This window comes from Virgibacillus sp. Bac330, from assembly GCF_003667845.1.
GTDB lineage: Bacteria > Bacillota > Bacilli > Bacillales > Amphibacillaceae > Virgibacillus > Virgibacillus chiguensis.
Window position 1 is genome coordinate 2,837,551 of the sequence record NZ_CP033048.1, and the last position, 22,272, is coordinate 2,859,822.

A 22,272-nucleotide genomic window follows, 5' to 3' on the forward strand; every position below is an offset into this window, starting at 1 on the left:
TATACAATTACATGGATTCATGTAACCTAGGAGGAAAATAATTATGAATTTTTTAACATCAGAAGCACTTCATCAGGAAGCATTGAAGCATATTGTGGGAGGTGTTAATTCACCATCACGTGCTTATAAAGCAGTTGGAGGCGGCGCACCCGTTTACATGGAAAAAGGGGAAGGCGCTTATTTTTGGGATGTCGACGGTAATAAATATATTGATTATTTAGGGGCTTACGGGCCAATTATTACAGGTCATGCGCACCCACATATTGCCAAAGCGATTACACACGCAGCTACGAATGGTGTGTTATATGGTACACCAACAAAATTAGAGAACCAGTTTGCTAAAATGCTGAAGCAAGCCATTCCTTCGTTGGAAAAAGTGCGTTTTGTCAACTCAGGTACAGAAGCCGTAATGACCACTGTTCGTGTTGCAAGAGCTTATACTAACCGAACAAAAATTATTAAGTTTGCTGGCTGTTACCATGGACATTTTGATTCTGTCCTCGTAGAAGCGGGCTCTGGTCCAGCAACGCTCGGTACACCTGATTCAGCAGGTATCCCGGAATCCGTAGCCCAAGATGTTATTACGGTTCCTTTTAATAACATAGAAGCGTTGAAACATGCTTTAGATATTTGGAAAGGCCAAATAGCAGCTGTGCTTGTTGAACCTATCGTTGGAAATTTTGGGATTGTAGAGCCTAAGGAAGGCTTTCTCCAAGCTGTCAACGACCTTACACACAATGCTGGAGCCCTCGTTATTTATGACGAAGTAATTACTGCATTTCGCTTTACATATGGAAGCTCTCAGCAAATATATGGTATTGAACCTGATATGACAGCTATGGGTAAAATCATTGGTGGTGGTCTACCAATTGGTGCATATGGCGGTAAAAAACAGATCATGGAACAAGTAGCTCCGCTTGGCCCTGCTTACCAAGCGGGAACGATGGCTGGAAATCCAGCTTCCATGGCAGCTGGAATAGCATGTCTAGAAGTACTACAAGAAGATGGCCTTTACGAAAAGCTTGATCAGCTTGGTGAAAAGTTGGAAACGGGAATTTTAGAGAAAGCTGACAAATACAATATTTCCATTTCCGTCAATCGACTTTGCGGAGCCCTTACCCTATATTTTGGTGATGGCGAGATTACCAATTATGAGCAAGCTGAGGCTAGCGATGGAGAAAGCTTTGCAACATTTTTCCGCCTCATGCTTCGCCAAGGAATTAACCTAGCCCCATCAAAATATGAAGCTTGGTTCTTAACCATTGCACATACGGAAAAAGATATTGAAGAAACCATCGCGGCTGTAGAGAAAACATTTCAACACATGCAAACGAAGTAAGCCACATAAGAGTAAGTTAGCTTATCGCTCGTAATACCGAAACGAATCTCATTTAAACAGCTTGATGGTTCCCTATATAGTAAGCAAGGACTGTTTGTAAAGTTACAAGCAGTCCTTTTACGTATGCATAAAACAACCTCTCTATTAGAATAATAGGAAAAAGAACAGAAGGAGGATCATAATGCAAGCGCCATATTGTTGTCCCAATTGCAAAACAAATAAGACGAGATTTAACAAAATTGATCAAGTAGCAAACCCGATAAAGATGGATGCACAAACGGGAGAAATAGTCGAGACATATGAAACAAATCAAGTGGAAACCTTTCATATCATGTATCAAGGGCCTAAATTTAAAATCCAGTGTGCAGCTTGTGGCGTCATTGAAGATGAAACAACTTTCATTCAATTCGCGCAATACAAGTCTTGATACTCTTTAGATTTTATATACTCGCATGTTCACTTTAAGAAGGAAGTGAACATGTAAAAATTGTTAGACATATGTTTTAATTCCTATGGTGGAATAAAAGCTACGGGGCGGTAATCTACTCGCCCCGATCATGTAAAAATTTCATACCGTTTTCTTATACTATGAACCTACTTTCCTATAGTGAATTAAAAACCTTCATAACACGCTTGTGCGAATCATCATCTAATTCCAATTTTATTTTTTGAAGCTATCACGTATACTTCTTTGCTTAACCTTGTTCAACAGTAGTGTCTAGGTGTTGCACTTGGTACAAATTATAATATATTCCTTGTTTATGCATCAGTTCATGATGCGTTCCAATTTCTTTAATTTTTCCATCTTCCATTACGACAATACGATCCGCATGCGTGATTGTGGCTAATCGATGCGCAACAATAAACGTTGTACGGTTAGATGCCAATTTTTCCATTGCCTCTTGAATCGTATGCTCACTTTCTAAATCAAGAGCGGATGTTGCTTCATCAAAAATAAGCATTGGTGGATTCTTTAAAAAAACACGTGCAATGGCAATTCGTTGTTTCTGTCCCCCTGATAATTTCACACCTCGTTCACCAACAAGCGTATCATAGCCATATGGTAACTGCTGAATAAATTCATGAGCATTTGCCGCTTTAGCTGCTTTCATCACTTCTTCATCCGTAGCATGAGGGTTGCCCATGCGAATATTCATTGCGATTGATTCGCTAAACAGGGTGTTGTCTTGTAGTACCATTCCAATTTGATCTCGTAGTGAACGCACCTTCACATCTCTAACATCAATTCCATCTACTTTTATTGCTCCACTCGTAGCATCATAAAAACGTGGTATGAGACTTACAAACGTTGACTTCCCTCCGCCACTCATACCGACAAGAGCAATGGTTTCTCCTTCTTTCACATGAAGGGAAACATCCCTTAACACAGCCTGTTCTTCATCCTCATATTGAAAATAAACATGCTCAAAAGTTACTTCACCACGTAGGTTATCTAATTCCGCCGCATGAGGTCGATCTGTAATATCATATTTCTCATTCATTAACTCAAAAACGCGGTCGATGGAAGCGATCGATTGCACAAGTGTTGTCGAAGAATTAATTAATCTTCTTAACGGGCTATACACCCGTTCCATATATCCGACAAAAGCGACCATTGTTCCCATTGTTAAATGACCATGAATAACTTGATAGCTCGCATAAGCGATTACTAACAGAGGTGCTACATCTGTAATTGTATTCGTTACTGCAAAAGTTTTAGCATTCCAATTTGTATGCTCCAGTGCTCTGTTCAAAAAATTATTATTCCTTTTAGCGAATTGTTCTTGTTCATAATCTTCCAATGCAAAGCTTCTCGTTACCGGCATGCCTTGCACGCGTTCATGTAGATGACCTTGAACTTCTGCAAGCGCTTGTGAGCGTTTACGAGTGAGTTGCCGCAGTCTTCCATAAAAATATTTAATGGAAAAACCAAACAAAGGAAATAGAATAATAGCTACAATGGTTAATTCAATATCCATCGACAACATAATTCCGATAGCAATCAGTATCGTTATCAGGTCCAACCAAATATTCATTAGTCCTGTAATGACAAACGTTTTTGTTTGTTCGACATCATGTATTACCCGGGAAATAATTTCGCCTGTTTTTGTTTTGGAATAGAATCTCAAACTTAAACGCTGTAAATGGTCAAATAAACGGTCCCGAATATCAAAAAGCACCTTATTTCCAACCCACTGAGCTAAATATTGTCGAATATATTCAATAGGTGGTCGTAAAACAAAGAAAATGATAAAAGCAGTTCCCATCAACCAAATAAGTTGGGTTGTCTTTTCCGTTTGACTCAGTGCTTCATTACCAATAATGTTATCAATTACAAATTTTAGGATCAAAGGCATTAATAACGGAATGCCAAATTTAACAATCCCGACTATAACTGTCCAAAATATCTTCCATTTATAAGGTTTTACAAAATACATATATTGCTTCATTGAATTCATTTCGAATACGTCCTTTACGAAAAAATAAAGTAAAAGCAGTTGTCCGTTTAAATACACGATACAATTGCAGCATCAAGCCAACACTAGAACCCCCTTGGCTTGTCGCCAGGTATGATAGCGAAAGCTGTAGTTTTTTCTTATACTTATAGACTTTTTACTTTCCTACAGTGCAAAGAAAAGCCTTGCTACTCATTTGTAACAAGGTGTAATCATTCTATTTTCGTTCTCCTTTTGCTTTATCGATATGTTAAGTATCGCTCATACCATTCATCGACAAACCCTGGTGAAAAAGGACCATACCTTTGTCTCACCCATCTTACAAGAATATTCAATTGGTGATGTAAGATATAATCAAGTTTACTTGGGTATTTCATTTGTTGTCGATGTAGCTCATACTCGTCTTCATCTAATAAAGTATATGTCATATCTGGATAAACTTTTACATCTAAGTCATAATCAATATATTTAATTGCACGATGCTCATATAGAAATGGAGAGCTGATATTACAATAGTAATAAATACCGTCTGTTCGAAGCATACCGATGACGTTAAACCAATGCGCTGCATGAAAATAACAAATAGCTGGTTCTCTCGTAAACCATGACCTACCATCGCTTTCTTTTACCTCTGTTCGGTCATTTGCTCCGATAACAACGGTCTCTGTCCCTTTTAAAACAAGACTGTTTGTCCACATACGATGCAACCGTCCATTATGTTTATAACTTTGTATTTGTATATTAGTTCCTGGGATCGGAGCAACCATTCAATCTCCCTTTCCTTTACAAAAAACCTCCATAACGAATCATGCATATTATTATAATGGTAATAGAGAGAAATATAAAGTAATTCATTTTCAATATGCAAACATCTTGCCTGTTTCTATTTACAAAATATACCTTCCCACTAAGAATGCAAGAGAAAACTATGCTTGTCGCAAGTCTTATAACGAAAGCTGTCGTTTTTATACTATAAACAGTAAAAATTTACTCCTATAGCAAAATAAAAATAGGACTATACCAAATGCTTTAACACAGCTTTTGGTATAGTCCTTGGCATAATTGAGGCTATAAATTGTTACTTTTTGTTTTGTTGAGATTTTTGGTTTTGCTTTCTTACTTCTTGAGCATTTGTTTGTTCAGCACCATATTCTGTACCGTACTGACCTTGCCCTTGAGCGGCTTGTTGATTCTGTTGCTTAACCTTTTGAATGTTTGTACCAGTAGAAGTTTGGTTTGGTTGTTGCTTTTTAGCCATCAATATCACCTCCGCAATAATTAATTTGTCCGATAACACATGAAGTTATCCATTATTTTTGTAGTAAAATAATGATTTTTTGGTTATTCATTCCATAAACGAATAAAACCTTGGTCAAATACGCATATTAAGAACGGGGTATTTATATAGCTTTATCTTATAACTGAAATTGTTATGGACTTACTGGAGGGTGAGTTATGGAAGAAAACAGACGTGATTTCACAGAACTTTCCATGATCAGTAAACAAGATTGGGATAAGAATGAATTAGATTATTTTCAACACGCTTTGTCACAGCTTTTGCCATATATAAACCCAGAAGGACTAAGCATCCTGCATGAAATTAATAAAGAGATGCAAGCAAGAAAAAAATAAAAAACGATGGCTGTCGCCAAAATATTTATAACGATAGAACGTCGTTTTGGTTATACTATAAGCCCTAAAAATTCACTTTCCTATAGTATAAAAAACACAAGGCATCAATTTGCCTTGTGTTCCTGTTACATATTTTGTTCCTTTTCATATAAACTATTTCTAATTTTTTGATGTGGTACAGGAAAAGGATAATTTGTTAATTCCTGTTTACTAACTACCTGTAACCTGTTACTTTTGCTTAACTTTTTAATTAGTTTTGCTTCATATACTTCTAAATGCCATATTAAATGGGAAAAAACATGCTTTAGCTTACCTTGTTTTTCTCCTAACGTTATTTCTAATCCATACTCATTATAAACCCAATTTTCTAAATGAACCCACTCTACTTCTTTTATAGGAACCATAGGAAATTGCCACAAATTAGCTAACAAACCATCTTCTTTTCGCTTTTCAATTACATAATTATCTTGGTCATCAACTGCTAACAACACAACATAAGCAATATTCTTTTGTTTTTTTGCTTTCTTTTTTACAGGCAACTGTTCTTCCGTACCTGCTACAAAAGCTTGGCAATGCGCTTGAACCGGACATAATAAACAAGCTGGAGATTTAGGTGTACATATTAAAGCCCCTAATTCCATGACAGCTTGATTAAACGATGAGGGGTCTTGTGGATCAATGAGCTTGCGTGCATAGACTTCAAATAGTTTTTTCGTCCGTTGTTGCGTAATATCACTTTCAATTTTTAATACTCGGGATAAAACACGCATGACATTTCCATCAACAGCTGGCTCTGGCTGATTGTAAGCAATGGATAAAATCGCTCCCTTTGTATACGGCCCTACCCCTTTTAATGCACCTAGTTGCTCTGCATCATCTGGCACCCTTCCATTGTACTTCGTTGCTACCTCTTTCACTGCATTTTGCAAATTTCTCGCTCTAGAGTAATAGCCAAGCCCTTCCCACTCCTTTAACACTACTTGCTCATCCGCTTGTGCTAATGCTTCTACAGTTGGGAACTTAGACATAAAACGATTAAAATATGGAATAACCGTATCTACTTTTGTTTGTTGTAGCATTACTTCAGAGACCCATACTCGGTAAGGATCCTGATCTTGGCGCCAAGGTAAATCGCGTTTATTTTCCTTATACCAGCTTAGTAAATCACGTCGAAATGTTAAAATGTCAATAGATTGTAGTTTTTCATCATTCATAAATTCACTTCCTATATGGTACAATAAAAACATCATAAAATATTTCCTGTCCTTTATAGTGCGTGTTCAGAGTTCGCAAAAACATACGTAGGCTTTTGAACATACCTATTACTGCAGTAGGAATATACAAACTATAAACGCAGCTTAAGGAGGAAAAAACATTATGGATACTGGTACCCATATTGTAATGGGAGTTGCGCTTGGGGGATTAGCTACCATTGATCCTGTTATAAGCAATGACCCCGCTTTATTCAATGCTGTCCTAGTAGGAACAATTGTAGGTTCCCATGCACCAGATTTTGATACCGTTTTAAAATTAAAAAATAATGCTACCTATATACGCCATCACCGTGGAATTACACATTCTATTCCAGCAGTTCTTATGTGGGGAATTTTAATTGCAAGTATAATCCACTTGTTTATACCAGAAAAGAGTTTCTTTCATATTTGGCTATGGACTGCTATAGCAGTAATCATCCATGTGTTAGTGGATATTTTTAATGCCTATGGAACACAAGCATATCGACCCTTCTCTAATCGATGGGTAGCTTATGGATTTATTAATACGTTCGATCCATATATATTTTTCTTGCATATTGCCGGCATTGCCGCTTGGGCGTTAGGGGCAAATCCTGCATTTATATGGGCTGTTATCTATAGCGTTATTGTACTTTATTACATTAAACGTTATATGGATAAACGATTCATCGTAAAGAAAATTAACAGCTATTTTTCCGACTTAGAGCAGATTGCTACATCACCAACGATTAAACAAAATTATTGGCGTGTCGCTATAACGACTAAAGATAGGTTCTATGTTGGTGTCGTCGATAACAATCACATTGAAATTATTGATGAGTTCACAAGAGTACCGCTCCCAGATACAGAGCTGATGAAAATGGCCAAGACGGATAAAAATATTGCTGCTTTCCTTTCATTTTCTCCCGTATACCGATGGGAAATTAACGAATATAAAGATTATACGGAAGTGCGATTCATCGACTTACGCTATCGCTCCAAAGGGCATTATCCTTTTGTTGCCGTTGTGCAAATAGATGATTCGATGCACATTACAAGTTCTTACACAGGATGGATCTTTTCAGAAAAGAAACTTCAGCATAAACTATATGTAGAAGAAAGTCCCATTTAAAGAACAAAGGATCAGAGCGCCCTAGCAACGTAGCGAGTGGAACGAATCAACTAAGTTTTAGGAATCATGTTAAAGCACGAACTTCAATGATGGCTTAGCTTAGGGCAATGGAGTGAAGTCGCCTAGTTGCTGGGCGCTGGAGCCGGATGTGGCTATTCCGTTAAATCAAATTCTACACTTTCTTCTCTTCCGATGTAAAACAGCAGGCTAACCCCTGCTGTTTTCTTTGGTTAGGCAATTTTAGACTTTATATTATATACTATTAGCATGCACATAAGTCAAACTCTGCACCACCTGTAGATTTAAAAAAACTATATAACAACTTGAAAACATCCATTTATTCTACGCGTTTCCCTAACAAAGATATCGGAATTGCTTCCTGTTTTTCTAGTATCTCTCCTAATAAATTAACTCTGTGCCCCCAAGCAAACACACCGTTTATATAGTCCACCTTGAAGTTCCATCCTGGATCTGTTGTAAATTCATACGTCTCATTTGCTGTAAAATCATCTGGATTTATTGTATAAGCTAAAGCAACCTGCATTTTACGCTCATTAACTGCCACCTCAGAAATATTTCCTAGCTGTTCTGCTTTTTGTGCTTTTTCTTTTAACCTGCCTATTTCCTGGCGCAATTGCTCAATAGAATAGTCACTATAGCGATAATTATTGTTCATTTTTGTTTCCCATCCTTCTCCCCATTTGCATTTTTATTACATGTTTAGCTTAGCGAAATTCTTATTTCCTACAGCGATAGAAACTAAATCCTCTTTATTTTACCAATCAACAAGCAGAAAAGAAACCTAACAGCCCTATCACGATTACTCTTTATCATCCACATGTCTTTCTAAATACTGCTGAATAAGTTCAAAAGAAAAACCTTTTCTATACAATCCTTCTGTTATTTTCTGCCTCAACTCAAACCCTGTTCTTTTCATTGCATGCTTTTTCTTTAATTTTTCTCCATGATGGGTAATAGCATCCCATTCGGCATTCCTATCAATGGCTGATGGAAGTTCCTGCACCACTGTTTGGACTACACTTTTATCATAACCTTTTTGTTGTAAAAAAGTTTGCATTTTTTGTAGTCGCTTTTTATATGACTCTGTTTTTTTCTGTTGTTGTTTTTTCTCCACCAATTTTTTCACTTTATCATATTGAATGGCATATGAGAATTGCTTTAACGCATCATCTGCAATATTTTCCTCTACTCCTTTTTTCAACAATTCCTGCTTAATGATTGCCGGGCCTTTTGTGGATGTATTTATTCGTGATCGTACAAACATGTCAGCAAACTGATGGTCATTAAGAAGTTGCTCTTCTACCAACTTGTCCATCACGCTTACTATATGAGCTTGATCTACTTCTTTTTTTGTTAAGTAGTCCTCTATTTCTTTTTTTGTTCGCATGCGGAAGCTTAAATATCGAATAGCAAGGGTATAAGATTGGTACATGCTATCACTTCTTTTGATGGCGTCCATCATGGAATCTGAAATTTCCATGCCTTTTCGTAACTGAAAATGAATTAATACAGATTCGTCTACACTAAAACCGTAGCGTTCCCCTTTATTATCATCAGTCAAAAAAATATTATATCGTTGATGCGTTTTTTTCTGTGTTGTAATACGAGTGATTTTTGACATTCCACTCTCTCTCCTTTTTTTCATCATACCAAAATGGGGCGGAATGAAAAAGTTATTCTATATTATTAAGGAAGGCTTTTTTAACATGCTAACAAGGTTTCGTTCTCCACTGCGTAGCATTGTTACATTTTCGAGTACAGATCATCTTTTCGCCGTACTTTGTGGATAGCACCTTTTGCTACTTTAGCTTTTTTGTATCGTTTATAATGAGATAGAAGTTGAAATGTAATGTAGCCCTTTCATGATTGCAAGTCTTTATAACGAAAACTTATACTAACTTAGACCCAAAACCCCTTGCCGCTACATCTTATGTGAGCAAATAAAATTTACGAAATGATAGCATCTTTGAATGCGCTCTGCTGATGAGAAACATGGAATAGCACATATTGGGGAAACTGACATTAACTTAAGATTAACATATTGAATATGAAGGAGGAGAAAACATGAATGTACTAATAACAGGAGGAACTGGATTTATTGGCCAAGCGTTAACGGACTATTTATGTGAGCGTGATTATCATGTATATGTGTTGACACGCTCCCCCCAAGAACATACAGATACAAATAAACAAACTTTCATTGGTTATGACTATCCTATTGAACAATTGCCGCCTATTAAAAGTGTAATTAACCTTGCTGGTGAATCTTTATTTGGTTATTGGACAAAAACAAAGAAACAATCCATTTTATCCAGCAGAATTCAAACAACCGAAAAAATACTAGCATTTATGGAAAAATTGCCAAATAAGCCAGATGTATTCATTAGTGGTTCTGCTGTAGGATATTTTGGAACTTCCAATGACCTGATGTTTTCGGAAAACACGACTACTCCTGGTGATGACTTTCTAGCAAAGGTTACAACGAAATGGGAAAACGTCGCTAAACAAGCTGAGAAATACAATATTCGCACAGTACTTACTCGTTTTGGTGTTGTTCTAGGAAACGGTGGCGCTTTACCAATGATGCGATTCCCTGTCCAACTAGGTGTAGGAGGAAAAATTGGGTCCGGGGAACAATGGATATCATGGATTCATATTGAAGATGCTGTGAAATTAATCGTTTTTTGTATGGAAAATAAAGCTATATCTGGACCTGTAAATATAACTGCACCACACCCAAAGCAAAACAAAGCATTTATGCAGACATTAGCAAAAGTGTTAAAACGACCCTATTGGTTTCCTGTTCCTTCCATATTTATGTACACGGCACTTGGCGAAATGGCGGGCTTAATAACTAAAGGTCAGTACGTCATTCCCCAAAAAGCACTAGATCATTCATTTACGTTCTCTTTCCCTTATCTACAGGAAGCACTCCACCATCTTCACCACAAATAAACCTGTGCGGGATAGCAAAGTGAAGAAAAAATGAACTGGCAGTTTTGCAATATAATACCTTAAGCTGCCAGTTTATTTATTGGGTGTATGGAAACCTTCATCCATTTTACAAAACAAGTGGATGCTTTTGTCTCCTGTTTCGCATGGATAACAACTTAATTACCATTGCTTCTGCTATCAGTCTTGCTTCCGCTTTTTCCTCACTAAATCCGTATCCAGTAATTACATTCGTACTTTCAAAGTTAATAAAAGCTTGCCAAACTTCCTTTTTTGGTACATTCCATACATATATAAGTACAGCATTTTTTGATATCACTTCAATTTGAAGTGGATAATCTTTAAACATAAATCGCAACATCTTACATTTGGTTAAAGTCGTAACTGTTGGGTGATAAATCTTTAGACAGCAGATCATGGATTTCCTCCTCTTTTATTCTTTATAGGAACATTTTACAATATGCTCAAAATAAGAACAATGATTTCCCATTTTCTTTTAAGAATCATGGTAGGATGGAAATTACTATAGAATATTTTCTAATTTTAACCAATTGAGTGTGATAGTCCATGAACATACAAATTGCATACAACATTAAACGTTTACGAGAGCAACAAGGTTGGACTCAGCAGCAATTAGCAGATAAGCTTCAGCTTTCACGCTCTGTCATAGCTAAATGGGAAAACAGCCATGTTACCCCTGATATTTCTTCGCTAATGAAACTTTCAGATCTTTTTCATGTGTCCATTGACTATTTAGCAGGCAATAACACATTTCATGAAAATGTGATTGCTGAACTAAAGCACGTCTTTCAAACTTCTGATCAATCATTTGACGATGAGGCTGTAGAAATAATGGAATATGTAATGACATTTCCAGAATTCAAAGAAAGATTATTTCAATTAAAACAACTCACTCCTAAAAAGCAACATTCTATACACGAATTGCTAGGAGCTATCATTCAACAATATAAGCAACTATAACTCGCACATGGAGTCGGAATAAAGATTACTTTATTCCGACTCTTTTTTTACGATAAAAAAGGGCGTTCACCATAACAATTTGGCAATATAATTTTTTAACACTGTAAGAGGCGTAAAGTGCTAACCATTCTAAACAGCTACTATTAAACAAATTGTCAAGAAAAATAAAACAAACATTGTTATTTTTATTTATCTGTTATATTATAAGTATAACAGATAGAACAAAAAAGGAGTTTATATAGTGTGTTTATTGAACTAGATTTTGAATCGGAAGACCCCATTTACTTACAATTGATGAGACAAATTATTGAAGGAATTGCAAAGAAAGAGCTACTTCCAGGTGATGCTTTACCATCTGTTCGATCACTAGCTGCTGATATCGGTATTAACTTACATACTGTTAATAAAGCCTACCAACAATTAAAACAGGAAGGGTTTTTACAAGTTCATCGCCAGAAAGGGGTAATGATTCATCCAGATGGCATTCCAAAGGCGACAGAAGCTTACAAAATGGCATTAGAAAAGAACTTACGCCCACTCATAGCCGAGAGCATTTGCCGTGATTTAAAGCAGGAAGATTTTTCGGAAATTTGCGAACGCGTTTTCGATAACCTTATGCATGGAGGCAACTAACTATGAACACTTTTAGTTTAGCTATCACATTTATTCCACTAGCACTTTTTTTCATTTTCATACCCTATTTGACTAGGAAAACAGAAAGCTTTGGTGTGTCCATCCCTGAAGAAATATATGCAACCTCAGAAATGAAACAATTACGAAAAAAATACGCTTTACTTACAGTAGTTGTAAGCATCGTTATGTTTGGAATTGTATTAGTTTCGCCCGAATCGATCATGGAAGATAAAAGAGGAGGCATATTTCTCACCTTTCTCATTTTTGGCTATATGATCATTGAATTCTTTATTTATCTTTATTTTCACAGGATAATGAAGCAACGGAAAAAAGCCGCTACATGGTGGGACGATAAAACAGAAAAAGTCATGGTTCACACAACGTTTCGTACGCAGCAACTAAGGTTTTCTAATAAATGGTTTATCATACCATTTCTAATTTTCCTAACCACCACCACACTGACATATGTATGGTATGCCCAATTTCCAGATCAATTGCCGACTAACTTTGATTTTCTCGGTGAAGCGACAAATTTTGTTTCCAAATCTTATTTATCCGTATTTGCTTTACCGTTAACCCAGCTATTTCTAATCACGTTATTCTTCGCAGTCAATATTCTCATTGGAAAGGTAAAGCAACAGATTAGTTCGGAAAATCCAGATAGATCTTTACAACAAAATGTCATTTTTCGAAGACGCTGGTCACTGTATATGATCGCTAGCAGTATATTGCTCACGATATGGCTCTTTGTAGCACAATTTATTTCTCTTCTTCCTAAAGGTAACCATGTATTTACTGTTGCATCTGTCATTATTCATGGGCTTATGTTAGTTGGCGTTATCTATTTAGCATTCTCTACTGGTCAAGGTGGTAGTAGAGTAAAAATAGCGGATGAGCGAAACGATAAAATTATTGATCGTGACAATGACCGCTATTGGAAACTAGGCGTATTTTATGTTAATAAACAGGATCCGTCAATTTTTTTAGAAAAACGTTTTGGAATTGGTTGGACGTTTAATTGGGGAAACCCTAAATCTTGGGGAATACTATTCGTATTTTCACTGTTTACGCTCAGTATTATTTTGCTAACTCGTTAAAGGAGAGATGGATAATGGAAGATATCTTACATTCTATTAACTGGGCTGTCGTTGCACCGCTTATCATTATTCAAGTTATATTAGTGATTGTTGCACTCATTGATTGGACAAAAGCCAAAAATACAAATGGTCCTAAGTGGTTATGGTTCATTATCATCATTTTTCTTAATATTATTGGCCCCATTTTATACTTTCTATTCGGAAGGAGACAGCAATAAATGACGATTTTATCTGTTTCTAATTTGGCAAAGCAGTTTAACAATACATATGCGGTAAAAGATCTGGCCTATCAATTCACTCCACATCAATGTATTGCATTAATTGGTCCAAATGGTGCGGGAAAAACGACGACACTACAAATGATTGCCGGTCTCTTACAACCTACATCAGGAGAAATTATTTTTGACAAACATAAAAGTATCGATAGGCGAACGCTTATTGGTTACTTACCACAGCATCCTGTATTCTATTCATGGATGACAGGAAGTGAATTTCTCGTCTATAGCGGACAGCTGGGTGGTCTAACCAAGACCGCATCACGTAAAAGAAGTGCGGAACTACTTGATATAACAGGGATTGCTGAAGCAAAAAACAAACGAATTGGCAATTATTCAGGTGGTATGAAGCAACGCCTCGGCATTGCCCAAGCAATTATCCATCAACCGAAGCTACTCATGCTCGACGAACCTGTATCATCCCTTGATCCGATCGGACGTAGAGAAGTGCTTACGTTACTGGAAGAGCTAAAAACAGAAATGACCGTATTATTCTCCACCCATATTTTAAGTGATGCAGATGAAATTAGTGATGAATTAATTTTATTACGTAAGGGAGAAATGATTGAATCAGGAAAAATGAAGGACTTACGTCAAAAATATCAAACGACAAAAATAACGTTACAATTCTTGGAAAACCAAGCATTTTATCAAAAGAAAGTGGCAGCTCTTCCTCATGTTACAAGAACATTACTAGAAAGAGACACCGTACAAGTGATTGCTACTAATATAGAAACAGCAAGACAAGAAATATTGCAACAAGCCGCGGATGAAAAATGGCCTTTATTAGCATTTAAACTTGAGCAAGCTACACTAGAAGAAATGTTTATGAAGGCGGTGAACGATGCATGATGAAAGTACTTTTTAAAAAAGAAGTGTTAGAAAATTGGCGTAATAAAAAGTGGATATGGGTTCCTCTCGTTTTTATTCTTTTAGCTATTATGGACCCGATCACAAATTACTACCTTCCAGATATCTTAGAATCGGTTGGTGGTTTAGAAGGTGGTGCAGTAATTGAGTTACCTACGTTTTCACCTGCTGATGCCATCATGATGAGTGTAAGCCAATATTCTACGTTAGGTGTTCTAGTTATTGTCCTCTTATCCATGGGTATCATTAGTGGGGAGCGAAAAAGCGGAGTTATAGAGCTTGTCCTTGTCAAACCTGTGTCATATACCAAATTTGTGCTTGCGAAGTGGCTTTCCCTCCTTTTACTCGTCTTCGCTGCTTTTATTATTGGTATGATGGCGAGCTGGTATTATACGAACATACTTTATGGGGAAATCACTTTCTCTATGTTGCTCGCTGTCATTTTTTACTACGGGCTATGGTTGCTGTTTGTTTGCACCGTTTCCATTTTCTTTAATACAGTAACACAATCACCTGGCATAGTCGCTTTTGCAACCATTGGGACAACAGCTGGTATCAGTCTTGTAACAAGCTTACTAGGAACCCGTTTAGCATGGAGTCCAACTAATTTATCCGTGTATATTCAAGAACTCCTTGTTACCGGCGACGTATCTTCTGAATTGATGTATACAACGATTATAAGTATCGTGCTCATTGCGCTTATACTACTAGCATCCATCTATCGTTTTAATCGGACTTTTATTCGTCGAACCCAATAAAATAAATTATTACCCTATCCATTTGCTTCAAACTAACAAAGCATGTGGATAGGGTAAGCTAAATATTATTGAACTTTTATCGTTGTCATTCGACGGATGAGTAAGAAAGAGCACAGGTAAAGCACGACGCTCACTGCAAACAATTGTATATAAAAAGTAAGGCTCATGTTCGCTATCATTTCTCGTACAAATTGGGCAAAGTCCCCTGTGGCAATTGTCATCAGTAAAGCAAGTAAAATAACCCCTAACAAACCTCCACCGCCAATGAGCCCGTACTTATAGAATACAAAGCCAATAACATAAGATATTACAAAGAGAAAGGAAAAAATAGCAACATCTATGACCATACGGCTATACCAGTTATCGGTAAGAAAATGAGCAGGGTGTAAAAACCTAAAAACATCAATGCCAACCCAATCGTTGATTAACCATATCGCTTCTCGTAAAAATTGAACAAATACGGCTTTGATCATTGCTAAACTAAGGAAAAATAGACCGATTGTACTCCATATTTGCTTCCGAGTAGCGCCAAGCTTAATCGAAAAAGGAATAATTTCTTTAATACAAATAAATCCCCAAACACTAAAGAACACATAGATAGGTCCTGTTAAACTAAAAGTAAAAGGGCCTTCTTCTATTTGTGATAGCCAATAAGAAAAAGCGAGTGAAACAAGTAAAATAGTAAATAAAATGGTCCAAAATATGATTAATGGCCTGCGAATTTCCACTAATAAAAAATAAATTAACCCTTTAACTGATTGCTTCATGGCGATCCTCTCTTTCTTTTTCTGTTAACTGTATCATTAAGTCTTGCGTTGGAATACTTTCAACTTCCAGCCCTTCTTCTATTGCTTCTTGCCTATCTGCAAATACATAAGCAGTCATCGTACCCATGAATTCTTTCTTACTAATTAATTGTTTATTTTTTATAAACTGCTGCACTTGTTCTTGTCGTCCGGTTACAGAAATCGTTTGTTGGCGTAATGCTTCTGCAGATTTTTGCAATACCAATTCCCCTTGTTGTAATATAAGCACTTCTTCAAACATAAGACTCACTTCATCAATTAAGTGCGTGGAAAAAATAATCATTCGTTTTTCACTTTCATACTCTTGCAACATGACATCATAAAATTGTTTTCGCGCTGCAGCGTCCAACCCAATATAAGGCTCATCAAAAATGGTAACTGGCGTCTTGCTAGCTAATCCAACTGTTATACCGAGTGCGGATTCCATTCCTTTGGAAAGTGTCTTTACTTTTGCATTTGGATTCAAGTTATACGTTTCTAATAACTGTTTCGCTAACTGTTGATCAAACTTTGGATAGAAAAATGAATAAAGTCGAATTACCTCTTTCACTTTCCACTCTTTTTTAAAGTTATTTCCTTCTTTAATCAAACAAACATTTTCCTGTACATGTCGATTATCAAATGGTTTCTCTCCGTTTACGAAAATATCGCCCTTTGTTGGTAAAATATTTCCTGCTAGCATATCCATGAACGTTGTTTTTCCAGCGCCATTCCTTCCTAACAATCCGTAAATTTTCGGTTCATCTAAGGTGAAGGAAACATGGTTTAAAGCAAACTTGTTCTTATACTGCTTTGTCAACTGGCGAACTTCAATTTTCATTCTTCATCCAACCTTTCTACCATTTTTTCCAACTCTGATTGACTAATATGCAGTTTCTTTGCTTCACTTTTTAACGGTAATACATAATTTTTGTAAAAGGATTGCTTTCGCTTATCAATTAATAATTGCTTTGCATCGTCCGTTACAAACATACCTACACCCCTTCGCTTATACAAAATGCACTCATCAACGAGTTCATTAATTCCTTTTGCAGCCGTTGCCGGATTTATCTTATAGTAACTGGCAAATTCATTTGTCGATGGTACTCGTTCGCCAGGATTTACAGCACCAGTTATAATCGAATCTTCCAACTGCTCTTTAATTTGCAAGAAGATCGGTTTGCTTTCATCTAATTTAGGCTTCATCTCATCACCTTCATTGGTTAATTACTTATGTAACTAACCATATAACATAACAACTCACTCGTCAACCTTTTTTTAGCAAATATGTAACAAGTTTTTCTCGACATATTTTCAATGCGCTATTTATCAACACTTTTGCTATTTTTTATACAATGATTGTTTTATAAACACACAAGCTATATGTTCGGGATAACTATGGAAAAGTTTATATGGAATGTGACTCATTACATAAAATAAGTACAAAAAAAGCTTGCAGAATGCCACCTTGGCTTTTTGCAAGCTTTACAATTAATCTTCTCCTATTTTTTTATCATCACTTTTTGGTAGTCTACCCGCTTTTTTAGTTGCTTCTCGTAACAGAAATTCTATATGACTATTTACACTGCGAAATTCATCTTTAGCCCAAACTTGCAATATTTCATACAACTTTGGATCCATCCGTAACGGAAAGCTTTTCTTTTTTGCCATAAAACCCCTCTTTTAATTACTGGTATAGGGATCCTGTGTTTATAACAGGTTGCGTGCCTTGATCAGCAACAATGGATACGAGTAAATTATTGGCCATGGCCACACGGCGCTCATCATCAAGTTCTACAGAGCCATCTTTCTCTAATTGCATAATGGCATCCTGCACCATCCCTACTGCTCCTTCCACAATTTGTTTTCTTGCTGCAATAATCGCACTTGCTTGTTGACGTTGGAGCATTGCTTGAGCAATTTCCGTAGAATAAGCCAGATGGGTTAACCGTGTTTCAATTACTTCTACACCTGCTACCTTCAAACGCTCTTGTAATTCAACTCTCAACTCATTCGATACCTCTTCTGCATTTCCACGAAGGGATAGTTCCGCGTCTGAAAAAGAATCATAAGGATATTTGGTAGCTACCGCACGAATTGCCGTCTCGCTTTGAATTTCTACAAATTGTTCATACCGATCCACATCAAATACGGCTTTTGCACTATCAATGACTTTGAAAACAATAACCGCAGCAATCTCAATTGGATTTCCGTTAACATCATTAACCTTTAAGCGATTACTATTAAAATTTCGCACACGAAGCGAAATCATTTTACGAACAGAGAAAGGGACGGTTATCACAATTCCTTCCTTCCGAATACTACCCATGTACTTCCCTAAAAACATGACAACTGCAGACTGGTTTGGCTGGATTAACGTAATTCCACTTCCTAAAGTAACAGCTACGATGACACAAAGAATTCCAATAATAAATTGTTGTTCTAAAAAGCTAAATACCGTACCCGCCAACAAACATGCAATAATTAAAACTCCCGCATACCCATTAAACGACCAAGCTGGTTTCTCCTTCATATGCCTACACCTACCTATCATTTTTATATTATAATGATATCACTTTTGTATATTTTTGTAAATAATTAACTAGCATATAAAGCGTCATAAGGTTCTTTTTCCGGCTCGACTATATAGGTTGTCCCATCTGTACGAATTACTAGGTGCCCTAACGCTCCCGTTGAATATATGGAAGCTCCTACTTTATATAAATGATGAATCACTCTTTCAACTGGGTGTCCATAACGGTTATTCTTGTGATACGTTAAAATAGCTATATTCGGCTGGATAGATTGCAAAAACGAGAGCGAAGAACTTGTTTTCGATCCATGATGTGCGACTTTTAATATTTCGACTGGCGCATCGACTTTTTTTCGAATATCTTTTTCTTGTTCCATTTCTACATCCCCCATAAATAAAAAATCAACTTGCTTATACGATACTTGTAAAACGATAGAAGATTGGTTGTTCGACCTTGACGGTTGATACGTGTTAAGTACTTGGATATTTAATAATGGATCAAGCTCTATTTCTTCATCCATTTTTGCAATTGATATAGGAATTTCCTGTTTTACAAGCTCCTGAATATATTTGGAATACCTTTTCGTTGTATGCAACTTACCGGAATCTAACATCTTTTTTATTTCCAATTGTTTCATTACGGTGACGAGCCCGCCAATATGATCTACGTCTGGATGTGTCGCTACTACTAAATCTAATTTTTTCACACCTTGCTGCTTTAAGTAATTGACTACCTTTTTTCCATATTTCGGGGGTCCGCCATCGATTAAAATATGTTTATTACTCGGGGTTCGAATATATATACTGTCACCTTGACCAACATTAATGAAATGAACTTGCATATCCTTGGTAACATTATCACTATGTACAGGTTGAAAAGGTATAAAAGTGATAACTATAGCAAGAATTATTATGGAAATATGCTGTCTTTTGTACATAAGAAACTGCACCCTTTGCATTTTGGAGTTTACTGTTTATTCTCTTGCAAACAAGGTGCATTTATGAACGATACAAACAGTCATTTTTTGGATGTACTTTAAAGTTATCCTTAGACTAGGTGTAAAGTGAAATTTGAACGGTTGTTTTCAGGTACAGACAAAAGCATGAAGTGGGTCTTCCGTTAGTGGCTCACCTTAGACGATTTTTCATTAGAAAAGCAAAGACTTCCACCAACTCTTAATGGTTTTTCTTATACGATAAAATCTGCTTTCCTATAGTTTAAAAAAAGCTACTGAACACTTATTCGTGCTCAGTAGCTTTTCATTGTAATTTTTAAGCTTGTTTCACTACGATATTGTCGTTTATGACGTCGACTTGAACATGATTTACATTTTCATTTTCAAGTATTAGATCCGTTAACTGGTCTTCTACTTTGTCTTGAATTACTCTTCGTAGTGGACGTGCACCAAATCGTGCATCATATCCTACATCAACAAGCTTTTCTTTTGCTTCGTCCGTAATGGTAATTGAAATATTGTTTTCTTCAATGGTATCTTGTAGCTCTTGAAGCATTAAATCTACAATTTCTAATAGGTGTTCTTTTTCTAACTCATTAAAGCGGATAATCGCATCAAAACGGTTAAGAAATTCTGGTTTGAAATAGTCACTTAGTCTTTCCAACGTGGAGACAGAATTGTGCTTATCTTTATTAAAACCGACACTTATTGTTTTATCTCCAGTTCCCGCATTACTTGTCATAATAATGACAGTATCTTTAAAGCTCACTGTTCTACCTTGAGAATCTGTTAAGTGACCATCCTCCATGATTTGCAAGAACATATTTTGTACATCTGGGTGCGCCTTTTCAATTTCATCTAATAAAACGATGGAGTACGGATTACGACGCACTTTTTCAGTTAATTGTCCGGCTTCTTCATGTCCTACATAACCAGGAGGTGACCCAATAATTTTAGATACAGCATGTTTCTCCATGTATTCACTCATGTCAAGTCGAATAAGCGCATCTCTTGTACCAAACAATTCTTCAGCTAGCACTTTTGTTAGTTCTGTTTTACCTACTCCAGTTGGTCCGACAAATAGGAACGAACCGATTGGGCGTTCTTTTGCTTTTAAACCAGCTCTACTACGGCGTATTGCTTTTGCTACTTTATTAACTGCTTCTTGTTGTCCAATAACTTTTTCGCCTAAATGTTTAGCAAGATTTTTCATCTTTTCTTGTTCATCTGCTTGTAGTTTCGTAACTGGAATACCCGTTTTTTCTTCGACGATTAACTCAATATCAGACACATCTACATCTATATCTTGCTCTTCCCCTTTTGCTTTTTCTAACTGTTTTTGCAACTGAATTTCTTGATAACGTAAGTGTGCTGCTCGTTCATAATCTTCACGCTCAGCCGCAGCTTCTTTTTCTTTTTTTATTTCTTCTAAACGATGATGAATAGACTCAGAATCTTTAGATGAATTATTTAAATTTAGTCTAGAACCAACTTCATCCATTAAATCAATTGCTTTATCTGGTAAGTAGCGATCTTGGATATAGCGTTTAGACAAGTTTACACAAGCTACTATTACTTCATCAGAATAGCGTACTTCATGGAATTTTTCGTAACGATCTTTAATACCCTTTAATATTTGCACCGCTTCTTCCGGAGTTGGTTCTTCAACGATAATTGGTTGTAAACGACGTTCTAATGCTGCATCTTTTTCAATTTGACGATATTCTTTTAGCGTGGTTGCTCCAACTAGTTGAATCTCCCCTCTAGCAAGCGCTGGTTTCAAGATGTTTCCAGCATCCATTTGTGAGCTTTCTGCTGTTCCTGCACCGACTAGTAAATGAATTTCATCAACAAATAGAATTACATCTTGGCGTTGTTGCAACTCCTGGATTAATTGTTTCATTCGCTCTTCAAATTGTCCTCGTACGCCCGTATTGGCAACGAGTGATGCTACATCAAGCAAATAAATTTCTTTATTCAATAATTTGGTTGGGACATCCCCTTCTACTATCTTTGAAGCTAAACCTTCTGCAATAGCTGTTTTACCAACACCTGGTTCACCAATTAAAACAGGGTTGTTTTTATTTCTACGATTCAATGTTTCAATAACCCGTTTCACTTCATTGTCTCGCCCGATTACTGGGTCAATCTTTCCACCCCTTGCCTCATCAGTTAGATTTTTACCTAACTGTTCAAGCAAACCATTTCCTTGATTTCCTGCTTGTTGTCTTGTGCGTGTTCCCATTTTCGGTGAACCATTTCCTGATGCTGCAAATGACCCATAAGCATTGCTAAATGGGGATTGAGAAAAAAAGTTACTACCATTCATCATTTGACCTTGCATTTTACGGAAGCATTCATTGCATAGATGCATTTGCATATGTTGATCGTTTAATTGCATTGCTACATTAACTGTTGCTTCATTTTGTTTACAATTTTGACATAACATATGGAACTCCTCCTTTAAAGTTTACCTATATATTCATCAATGTTTGACTTTGACTAACTTTGACCTTTCAATTAATATTATACTCTGACCTTCTTTGACTTTCAAGGGGTTTGTATTACTTTTTTATTTTTTTCTGTAATACGAGGTTTTAAGCTTGTTTTTAATGAATTA

25 protein-coding genes are annotated in these 22,272 nt (G+C 36.4%); 11 read left to right on the top strand and 14 right to left on the bottom strand.

Annotated elements, in window-relative coordinates; translation table 11 throughout:
* Positions 1–43 precede the first annotated feature (43 nt).
* Both D9780_RS13120 and D9780_RS13125 read left to right on the top strand, forming a co-directional pair.
* On the top strand, positions 44–1,339 hold the full coding sequence (locus D9780_RS13120) for a glutamate-1-semialdehyde 2,1-aminomutase (RefSeq protein WP_121640392.1): 1,296 nt from the start codon (positions 44–46) through the stop codon (positions 1,337–1,339).
* 181 nt (positions 1,340–1,520) lie between these two features.
* A complete protein-coding gene (locus D9780_RS13125) occupies positions 1,521–1,766 on the top strand; it encodes a DNA alkylation repair protein (RefSeq protein WP_073011393.1) in 246 nt (81 codons plus the stop codon).
* Between the two features lie 268 nt (positions 1,767–2,034).
* On the opposite strand, the gene D9780_RS13130 is transcribed toward D9780_RS13125, so the two are convergent.
* From D9780_RS13130 to D9780_RS13140, 3 genes are all read right to left on the bottom strand, one after another.
* On the bottom strand, positions 2,035–3,798 hold the full coding sequence (locus tag D9780_RS13130) for an ABC transporter ATP-binding protein (protein ID WP_073011391.1): 1,764 nt from the start codon (positions 3,796–3,798) through the stop codon (positions 2,035–2,037).
* Positions 3,799–4,034: 236 nt separating this feature from the next.
* Positions 4,035–4,562, bottom strand: a complete 528-nt coding sequence (locus tag D9780_RS13135) for a nucleoside tri-diphosphate phosphatase (RefSeq protein WP_073011388.1) — start codon at positions 4,560–4,562, stop codon at positions 4,035–4,037.
* Positions 4,563–4,873: 311 nt separating this feature from the next.
* A complete protein-coding gene (locus D9780_RS13140) occupies positions 4,874–5,053 on the bottom strand; it encodes a gamma-type small acid-soluble spore protein (RefSeq protein ID WP_073011385.1) in 180 nt (59 codons plus the stop codon).
* 197 nt (positions 5,054–5,250) lie between these two features.
* On the opposite strand from D9780_RS13140, the gene D9780_RS21150 reads away from it, so the two are divergent.
* Positions 5,251–5,427, top strand: a complete 177-nt coding sequence (locus tag D9780_RS21150) for a hypothetical protein (RefSeq protein ID WP_162985873.1) — start codon at positions 5,251–5,253, stop codon at positions 5,425–5,427.
* Between the two features lie 125 nt (positions 5,428–5,552).
* Here D9780_RS21150 and mutY read toward each other — a convergent pair whose 3' ends face one another.
* Positions 5,553–6,641: an A/G-specific adenine glycosylase gene (gene mutY / locus D9780_RS13145; protein WP_121640393.1), complete on the bottom strand. Its 1,089-nt coding sequence runs from the start codon at positions 6,639–6,641 to the stop codon at positions 5,553–5,555.
* Positions 6,642–6,804: 163 nt separating this feature from the next.
* Between mutY and D9780_RS13150 the strand changes: the two genes are divergently transcribed.
* A complete protein-coding gene (locus D9780_RS13150; RefSeq protein ID WP_073011382.1) occupies positions 6,805–7,791 on the top strand; it encodes a metal-dependent hydrolase in 987 nt (328 codons plus the stop codon).
* 337 nt (positions 7,792–8,128) lie between these two features.
* Here the strand turns inward: D9780_RS13150 and D9780_RS13155 are convergent, their stop codons facing one another.
* Entirely contained in the window at positions 8,129–8,467 is a 339-nt protein-coding gene (locus D9780_RS13155) for a YfhH family protein (RefSeq protein WP_121640394.1), read from the bottom strand.
* 144 nt (positions 8,468–8,611) lie between these two features.
* The gene (recX, locus tag D9780_RS13160) at positions 8,612–9,433 is read right to left on the bottom strand and encodes a recombination regulator RecX (protein WP_121640395.1); all 822 of its coding nucleotides are present in this window, start codon (positions 9,431–9,433) and stop codon (positions 8,612–8,614) included.
* Between the two features lie 443 nt (positions 9,434–9,876).
* On the opposite strand from recX, the gene D9780_RS13165 reads away from it, so the two are divergent.
* Entirely contained in the window at positions 9,877–10,767 is an 891-nt protein-coding gene (locus tag D9780_RS13165) for a TIGR01777 family oxidoreductase (protein WP_121640396.1), read from the top strand.
* A 106-nt stretch (positions 10,768–10,873) separates the two neighbouring features.
* Here D9780_RS13165 and D9780_RS13170 read toward each other — a convergent pair whose 3' ends face one another.
* Positions 10,874–11,182 (bottom strand): hypothetical protein, encoded by a 309-nt coding sequence (locus D9780_RS13170; RefSeq protein WP_073011355.1) that lies wholly within the window; start codon positions 11,180–11,182, stop codon positions 10,874–10,876.
* A 149-nt stretch (positions 11,183–11,331) separates the two neighbouring features.
* Here D9780_RS13170 and D9780_RS13175 point away from each other — a divergent pair, with 149 nt between their 5' ends.
* The 6 genes from D9780_RS13175 (at position 11,332) to D9780_RS13200 (ending at position 15,378) form a co-directional block, all read left to right on the top strand.
* The gene (locus D9780_RS13175; RefSeq protein WP_073011352.1) at positions 11,332–11,745 is read left to right on the top strand and encodes a helix-turn-helix domain-containing protein; all 414 of its coding nucleotides are present in this window, start codon (positions 11,332–11,334) and stop codon (positions 11,743–11,745) included.
* Between the two features lie 243 nt (positions 11,746–11,988).
* On the top strand, positions 11,989–12,378 hold the full coding sequence (locus tag D9780_RS13180) for a GntR family transcriptional regulator (RefSeq protein WP_121640397.1): 390 nt from the start codon (positions 11,989–11,991) through the stop codon (positions 12,376–12,378).
* Between the two features lie 2 nt (positions 12,379–12,380).
* Positions 12,381–13,475 (top strand): DUF1648 domain-containing protein, encoded by a 1,095-nt coding sequence (locus tag D9780_RS13185; protein ID WP_121640398.1) that lies wholly within the window; start codon positions 12,381–12,383, stop codon positions 13,473–13,475.
* A gap of 14 nt (positions 13,476–13,489) precedes the next feature.
* The gene (locus tag D9780_RS13190; RefSeq protein ID WP_073011344.1) at positions 13,490–13,693 is read left to right on the top strand and encodes a PLDc N-terminal domain-containing protein; all 204 of its coding nucleotides are present in this window, start codon (positions 13,490–13,492) and stop codon (positions 13,691–13,693) included.
* Positions 13,694–14,602 carry an ABC transporter ATP-binding protein gene (locus tag D9780_RS13195; protein WP_121640399.1) on the top strand — a complete coding sequence of 303 codons (909 nt, stop codon included), beginning with the start codon at positions 13,694–13,696 and terminating at the stop codon, positions 14,600–14,602. It begins immediately after the preceding gene.
* On the top strand, positions 14,599–15,378 hold the full coding sequence (locus tag D9780_RS13200) for an ABC transporter permease (RefSeq protein ID WP_121640400.1): 780 nt from the start codon (positions 14,599–14,601) through the stop codon (positions 15,376–15,378). Before D9780_RS13195 ends, D9780_RS13200 begins: the two co-directional genes overlap by 4 nt.
* Before the next feature lie 65 nt (positions 15,379–15,443).
* Here D9780_RS13200 and D9780_RS13205 read toward each other — a convergent pair whose 3' ends face one another.
* The 7 genes from D9780_RS13205 to D9780_RS13235 all read right to left on the bottom strand — a co-directional run bounded on the left by D9780_RS13205 (position 15,444) and on the right by D9780_RS13235 (position 22,101).
* Complete coding sequence (locus D9780_RS13205) at positions 15,444–16,145, bottom strand: hypothetical protein (RefSeq protein ID WP_116277709.1); 702 nt, start codon at positions 16,143–16,145, stop codon at positions 15,444–15,446.
* The gene (locus D9780_RS13210; RefSeq protein ID WP_116277708.1) at positions 16,129–17,004 is read right to left on the bottom strand and encodes an ABC transporter ATP-binding protein; all 876 of its coding nucleotides are present in this window, start codon (positions 17,002–17,004) and stop codon (positions 16,129–16,131) included. Before D9780_RS13210 ends, D9780_RS13205 begins: the two co-directional genes overlap by 17 nt.
* Positions 17,001–17,369 (bottom strand): GntR family transcriptional regulator, encoded by a 369-nt coding sequence (locus tag D9780_RS13215; protein ID WP_121640401.1) that lies wholly within the window; start codon positions 17,367–17,369, stop codon positions 17,001–17,003. The genes D9780_RS13210 and D9780_RS13215 overlap by 4 nt, the downstream gene beginning before the upstream one ends.
* Before the next feature lie 285 nt (positions 17,370–17,654).
* A complete protein-coding gene (locus D9780_RS13220; RefSeq protein WP_116277707.1) occupies positions 17,655–17,834 on the bottom strand; it encodes a type II toxin-antitoxin system antitoxin in 180 nt (59 codons plus the stop codon).
* Positions 17,835–17,850: 16 nt separating this feature from the next.
* Positions 17,851–18,696: an SPFH domain-containing protein gene (locus D9780_RS13225; RefSeq protein WP_121640402.1), complete on the bottom strand. Its 846-nt coding sequence runs from the start codon at positions 18,694–18,696 to the stop codon at positions 17,851–17,853.
* A 65-nt stretch (positions 18,697–18,761) separates the two neighbouring features.
* Positions 18,762–19,634 (bottom strand): ComEC/Rec2 family competence protein, encoded by an 873-nt coding sequence (locus tag D9780_RS13230; RefSeq protein ID WP_121640403.1) that lies wholly within the window; start codon positions 19,632–19,634, stop codon positions 18,762–18,764.
* A gap of 334 nt (positions 19,635–19,968) precedes the next feature.
* A complete protein-coding gene (locus D9780_RS13235) occupies positions 19,969–22,101 on the bottom strand; it encodes an ATP-dependent Clp protease ATP-binding subunit (RefSeq protein ID WP_121640404.1) in 2,133 nt (710 codons plus the stop codon).
* Between the last annotated feature and the right edge of the window lie 171 nt (positions 22,102–22,272).

What these genes read in the sequence shown, in the direction of transcription:
- D9780_RS13120 (WP_121640392.1), top strand. Translation starts at nt 44, where the DNA reads ATGAATTTTTTAACATCAGAAGCACTTCATCAGGAAGCATTGAAGCAT.
- D9780_RS13125 (WP_073011393.1), top strand. Translation starts at nt 1,521, where the DNA reads ATGCAAGCGCCATATTGTTGTCCCAATTGCAAAACAAATAAGACGAGA.
- D9780_RS13130 (WP_073011391.1), bottom strand. Translation starts at nt 3,798, where the DNA reads ATGAATTCAATGAAGCAATATATGTATTTTGTAAAACCTTATAAATGG.
- D9780_RS13135 (WP_073011388.1), bottom strand. Translation starts at nt 4,562, where the DNA reads ATGGTTGCTCCGATCCCAGGAACTAATATACAAATACAAAGTTATAAA.
- D9780_RS13140 (WP_073011385.1), bottom strand. Translation starts at nt 5,053, where the DNA reads ATGGCTAAAAAGCAACAACCAAACCAAACTTCTACTGGTACAAACATT.
- D9780_RS21150 (WP_162985873.1), top strand. Translation starts at nt 5,251, where the DNA reads ATGGAAGAAAACAGACGTGATTTCACAGAACTTTCCATGATCAGTAAA.
- mutY (WP_121640393.1), bottom strand. Translation starts at nt 6,641, where the DNA reads ATGAATGATGAAAAACTACAATCTATTGACATTTTAACATTTCGACGT.
- D9780_RS13150 (WP_073011382.1), top strand. Translation starts at nt 6,805, where the DNA reads ATGGATACTGGTACCCATATTGTAATGGGAGTTGCGCTTGGGGGATTA.
- D9780_RS13155 (WP_121640394.1), bottom strand. Translation starts at nt 8,467, where the DNA reads ATGAACAATAATTATCGCTATAGTGACTATTCTATTGAGCAATTGCGC.
- recX (WP_121640395.1), bottom strand. Translation starts at nt 9,433, where the DNA reads ATGTCAAAAATCACTCGTATTACAACACAGAAAAAAACGCATCAACGA.
- D9780_RS13165 (WP_121640396.1), top strand. Translation starts at nt 9,877, where the DNA reads ATGAATGTACTAATAACAGGAGGAACTGGATTTATTGGCCAAGCGTTA.
- D9780_RS13170 (WP_073011355.1), bottom strand. Translation starts at nt 11,182, where the DNA reads ATGATCTGCTGTCTAAAGATTTATCACCCAACAGTTACGACTTTAACC.
- D9780_RS13175 (WP_073011352.1), top strand. Translation starts at nt 11,332, where the DNA reads ATGAACATACAAATTGCATACAACATTAAACGTTTACGAGAGCAACAA.
- D9780_RS13185 (WP_121640398.1), top strand. Translation starts at nt 12,381, where the DNA reads ATGAACACTTTTAGTTTAGCTATCACATTTATTCCACTAGCACTTTTT.
- D9780_RS13190 (WP_073011344.1), top strand. Translation starts at nt 13,490, where the DNA reads ATGGAAGATATCTTACATTCTATTAACTGGGCTGTCGTTGCACCGCTT.
- D9780_RS13195 (WP_121640399.1), top strand. Translation starts at nt 13,694, where the DNA reads ATGACGATTTTATCTGTTTCTAATTTGGCAAAGCAGTTTAACAATACA.
- D9780_RS13200 (WP_121640400.1), top strand. Translation starts at nt 14,599, where the DNA reads ATGATGAAAGTACTTTTTAAAAAAGAAGTGTTAGAAAATTGGCGTAAT.
- D9780_RS13205 (WP_116277709.1), bottom strand. Translation starts at nt 16,145, where the DNA reads ATGAAGCAATCAGTTAAAGGGTTAATTTATTTTTTATTAGTGGAAATT.
- D9780_RS13210 (WP_116277708.1), bottom strand. Translation starts at nt 17,004, where the DNA reads ATGAAAATTGAAGTTCGCCAGTTGACAAAGCAGTATAAGAACAAGTTT.
- D9780_RS13215 (WP_121640401.1), bottom strand. Translation starts at nt 17,369, where the DNA reads ATGAAGCCTAAATTAGATGAAAGCAAACCGATCTTCTTGCAAATTAAA.
- D9780_RS13220 (WP_116277707.1), bottom strand. Translation starts at nt 17,834, where the DNA reads ATGGCAAAAAAGAAAAGCTTTCCGTTACGGATGGATCCAAAGTTGTAT.
- D9780_RS13225 (WP_121640402.1), bottom strand. Translation starts at nt 18,696, where the DNA reads ATGAAGGAGAAACCAGCTTGGTCGTTTAATGGGTATGCGGGAGTTTTA.
- D9780_RS13230 (WP_121640403.1), bottom strand. Translation starts at nt 19,634, where the DNA reads ATGTACAAAAGACAGCATATTTCCATAATAATTCTTGCTATAGTTATC.
- D9780_RS13235 (WP_121640404.1), bottom strand. Translation starts at nt 22,101, where the DNA reads ATGTTATGTCAAAATTGTAAACAAAATGAAGCAACAGTTAATGTAGCA.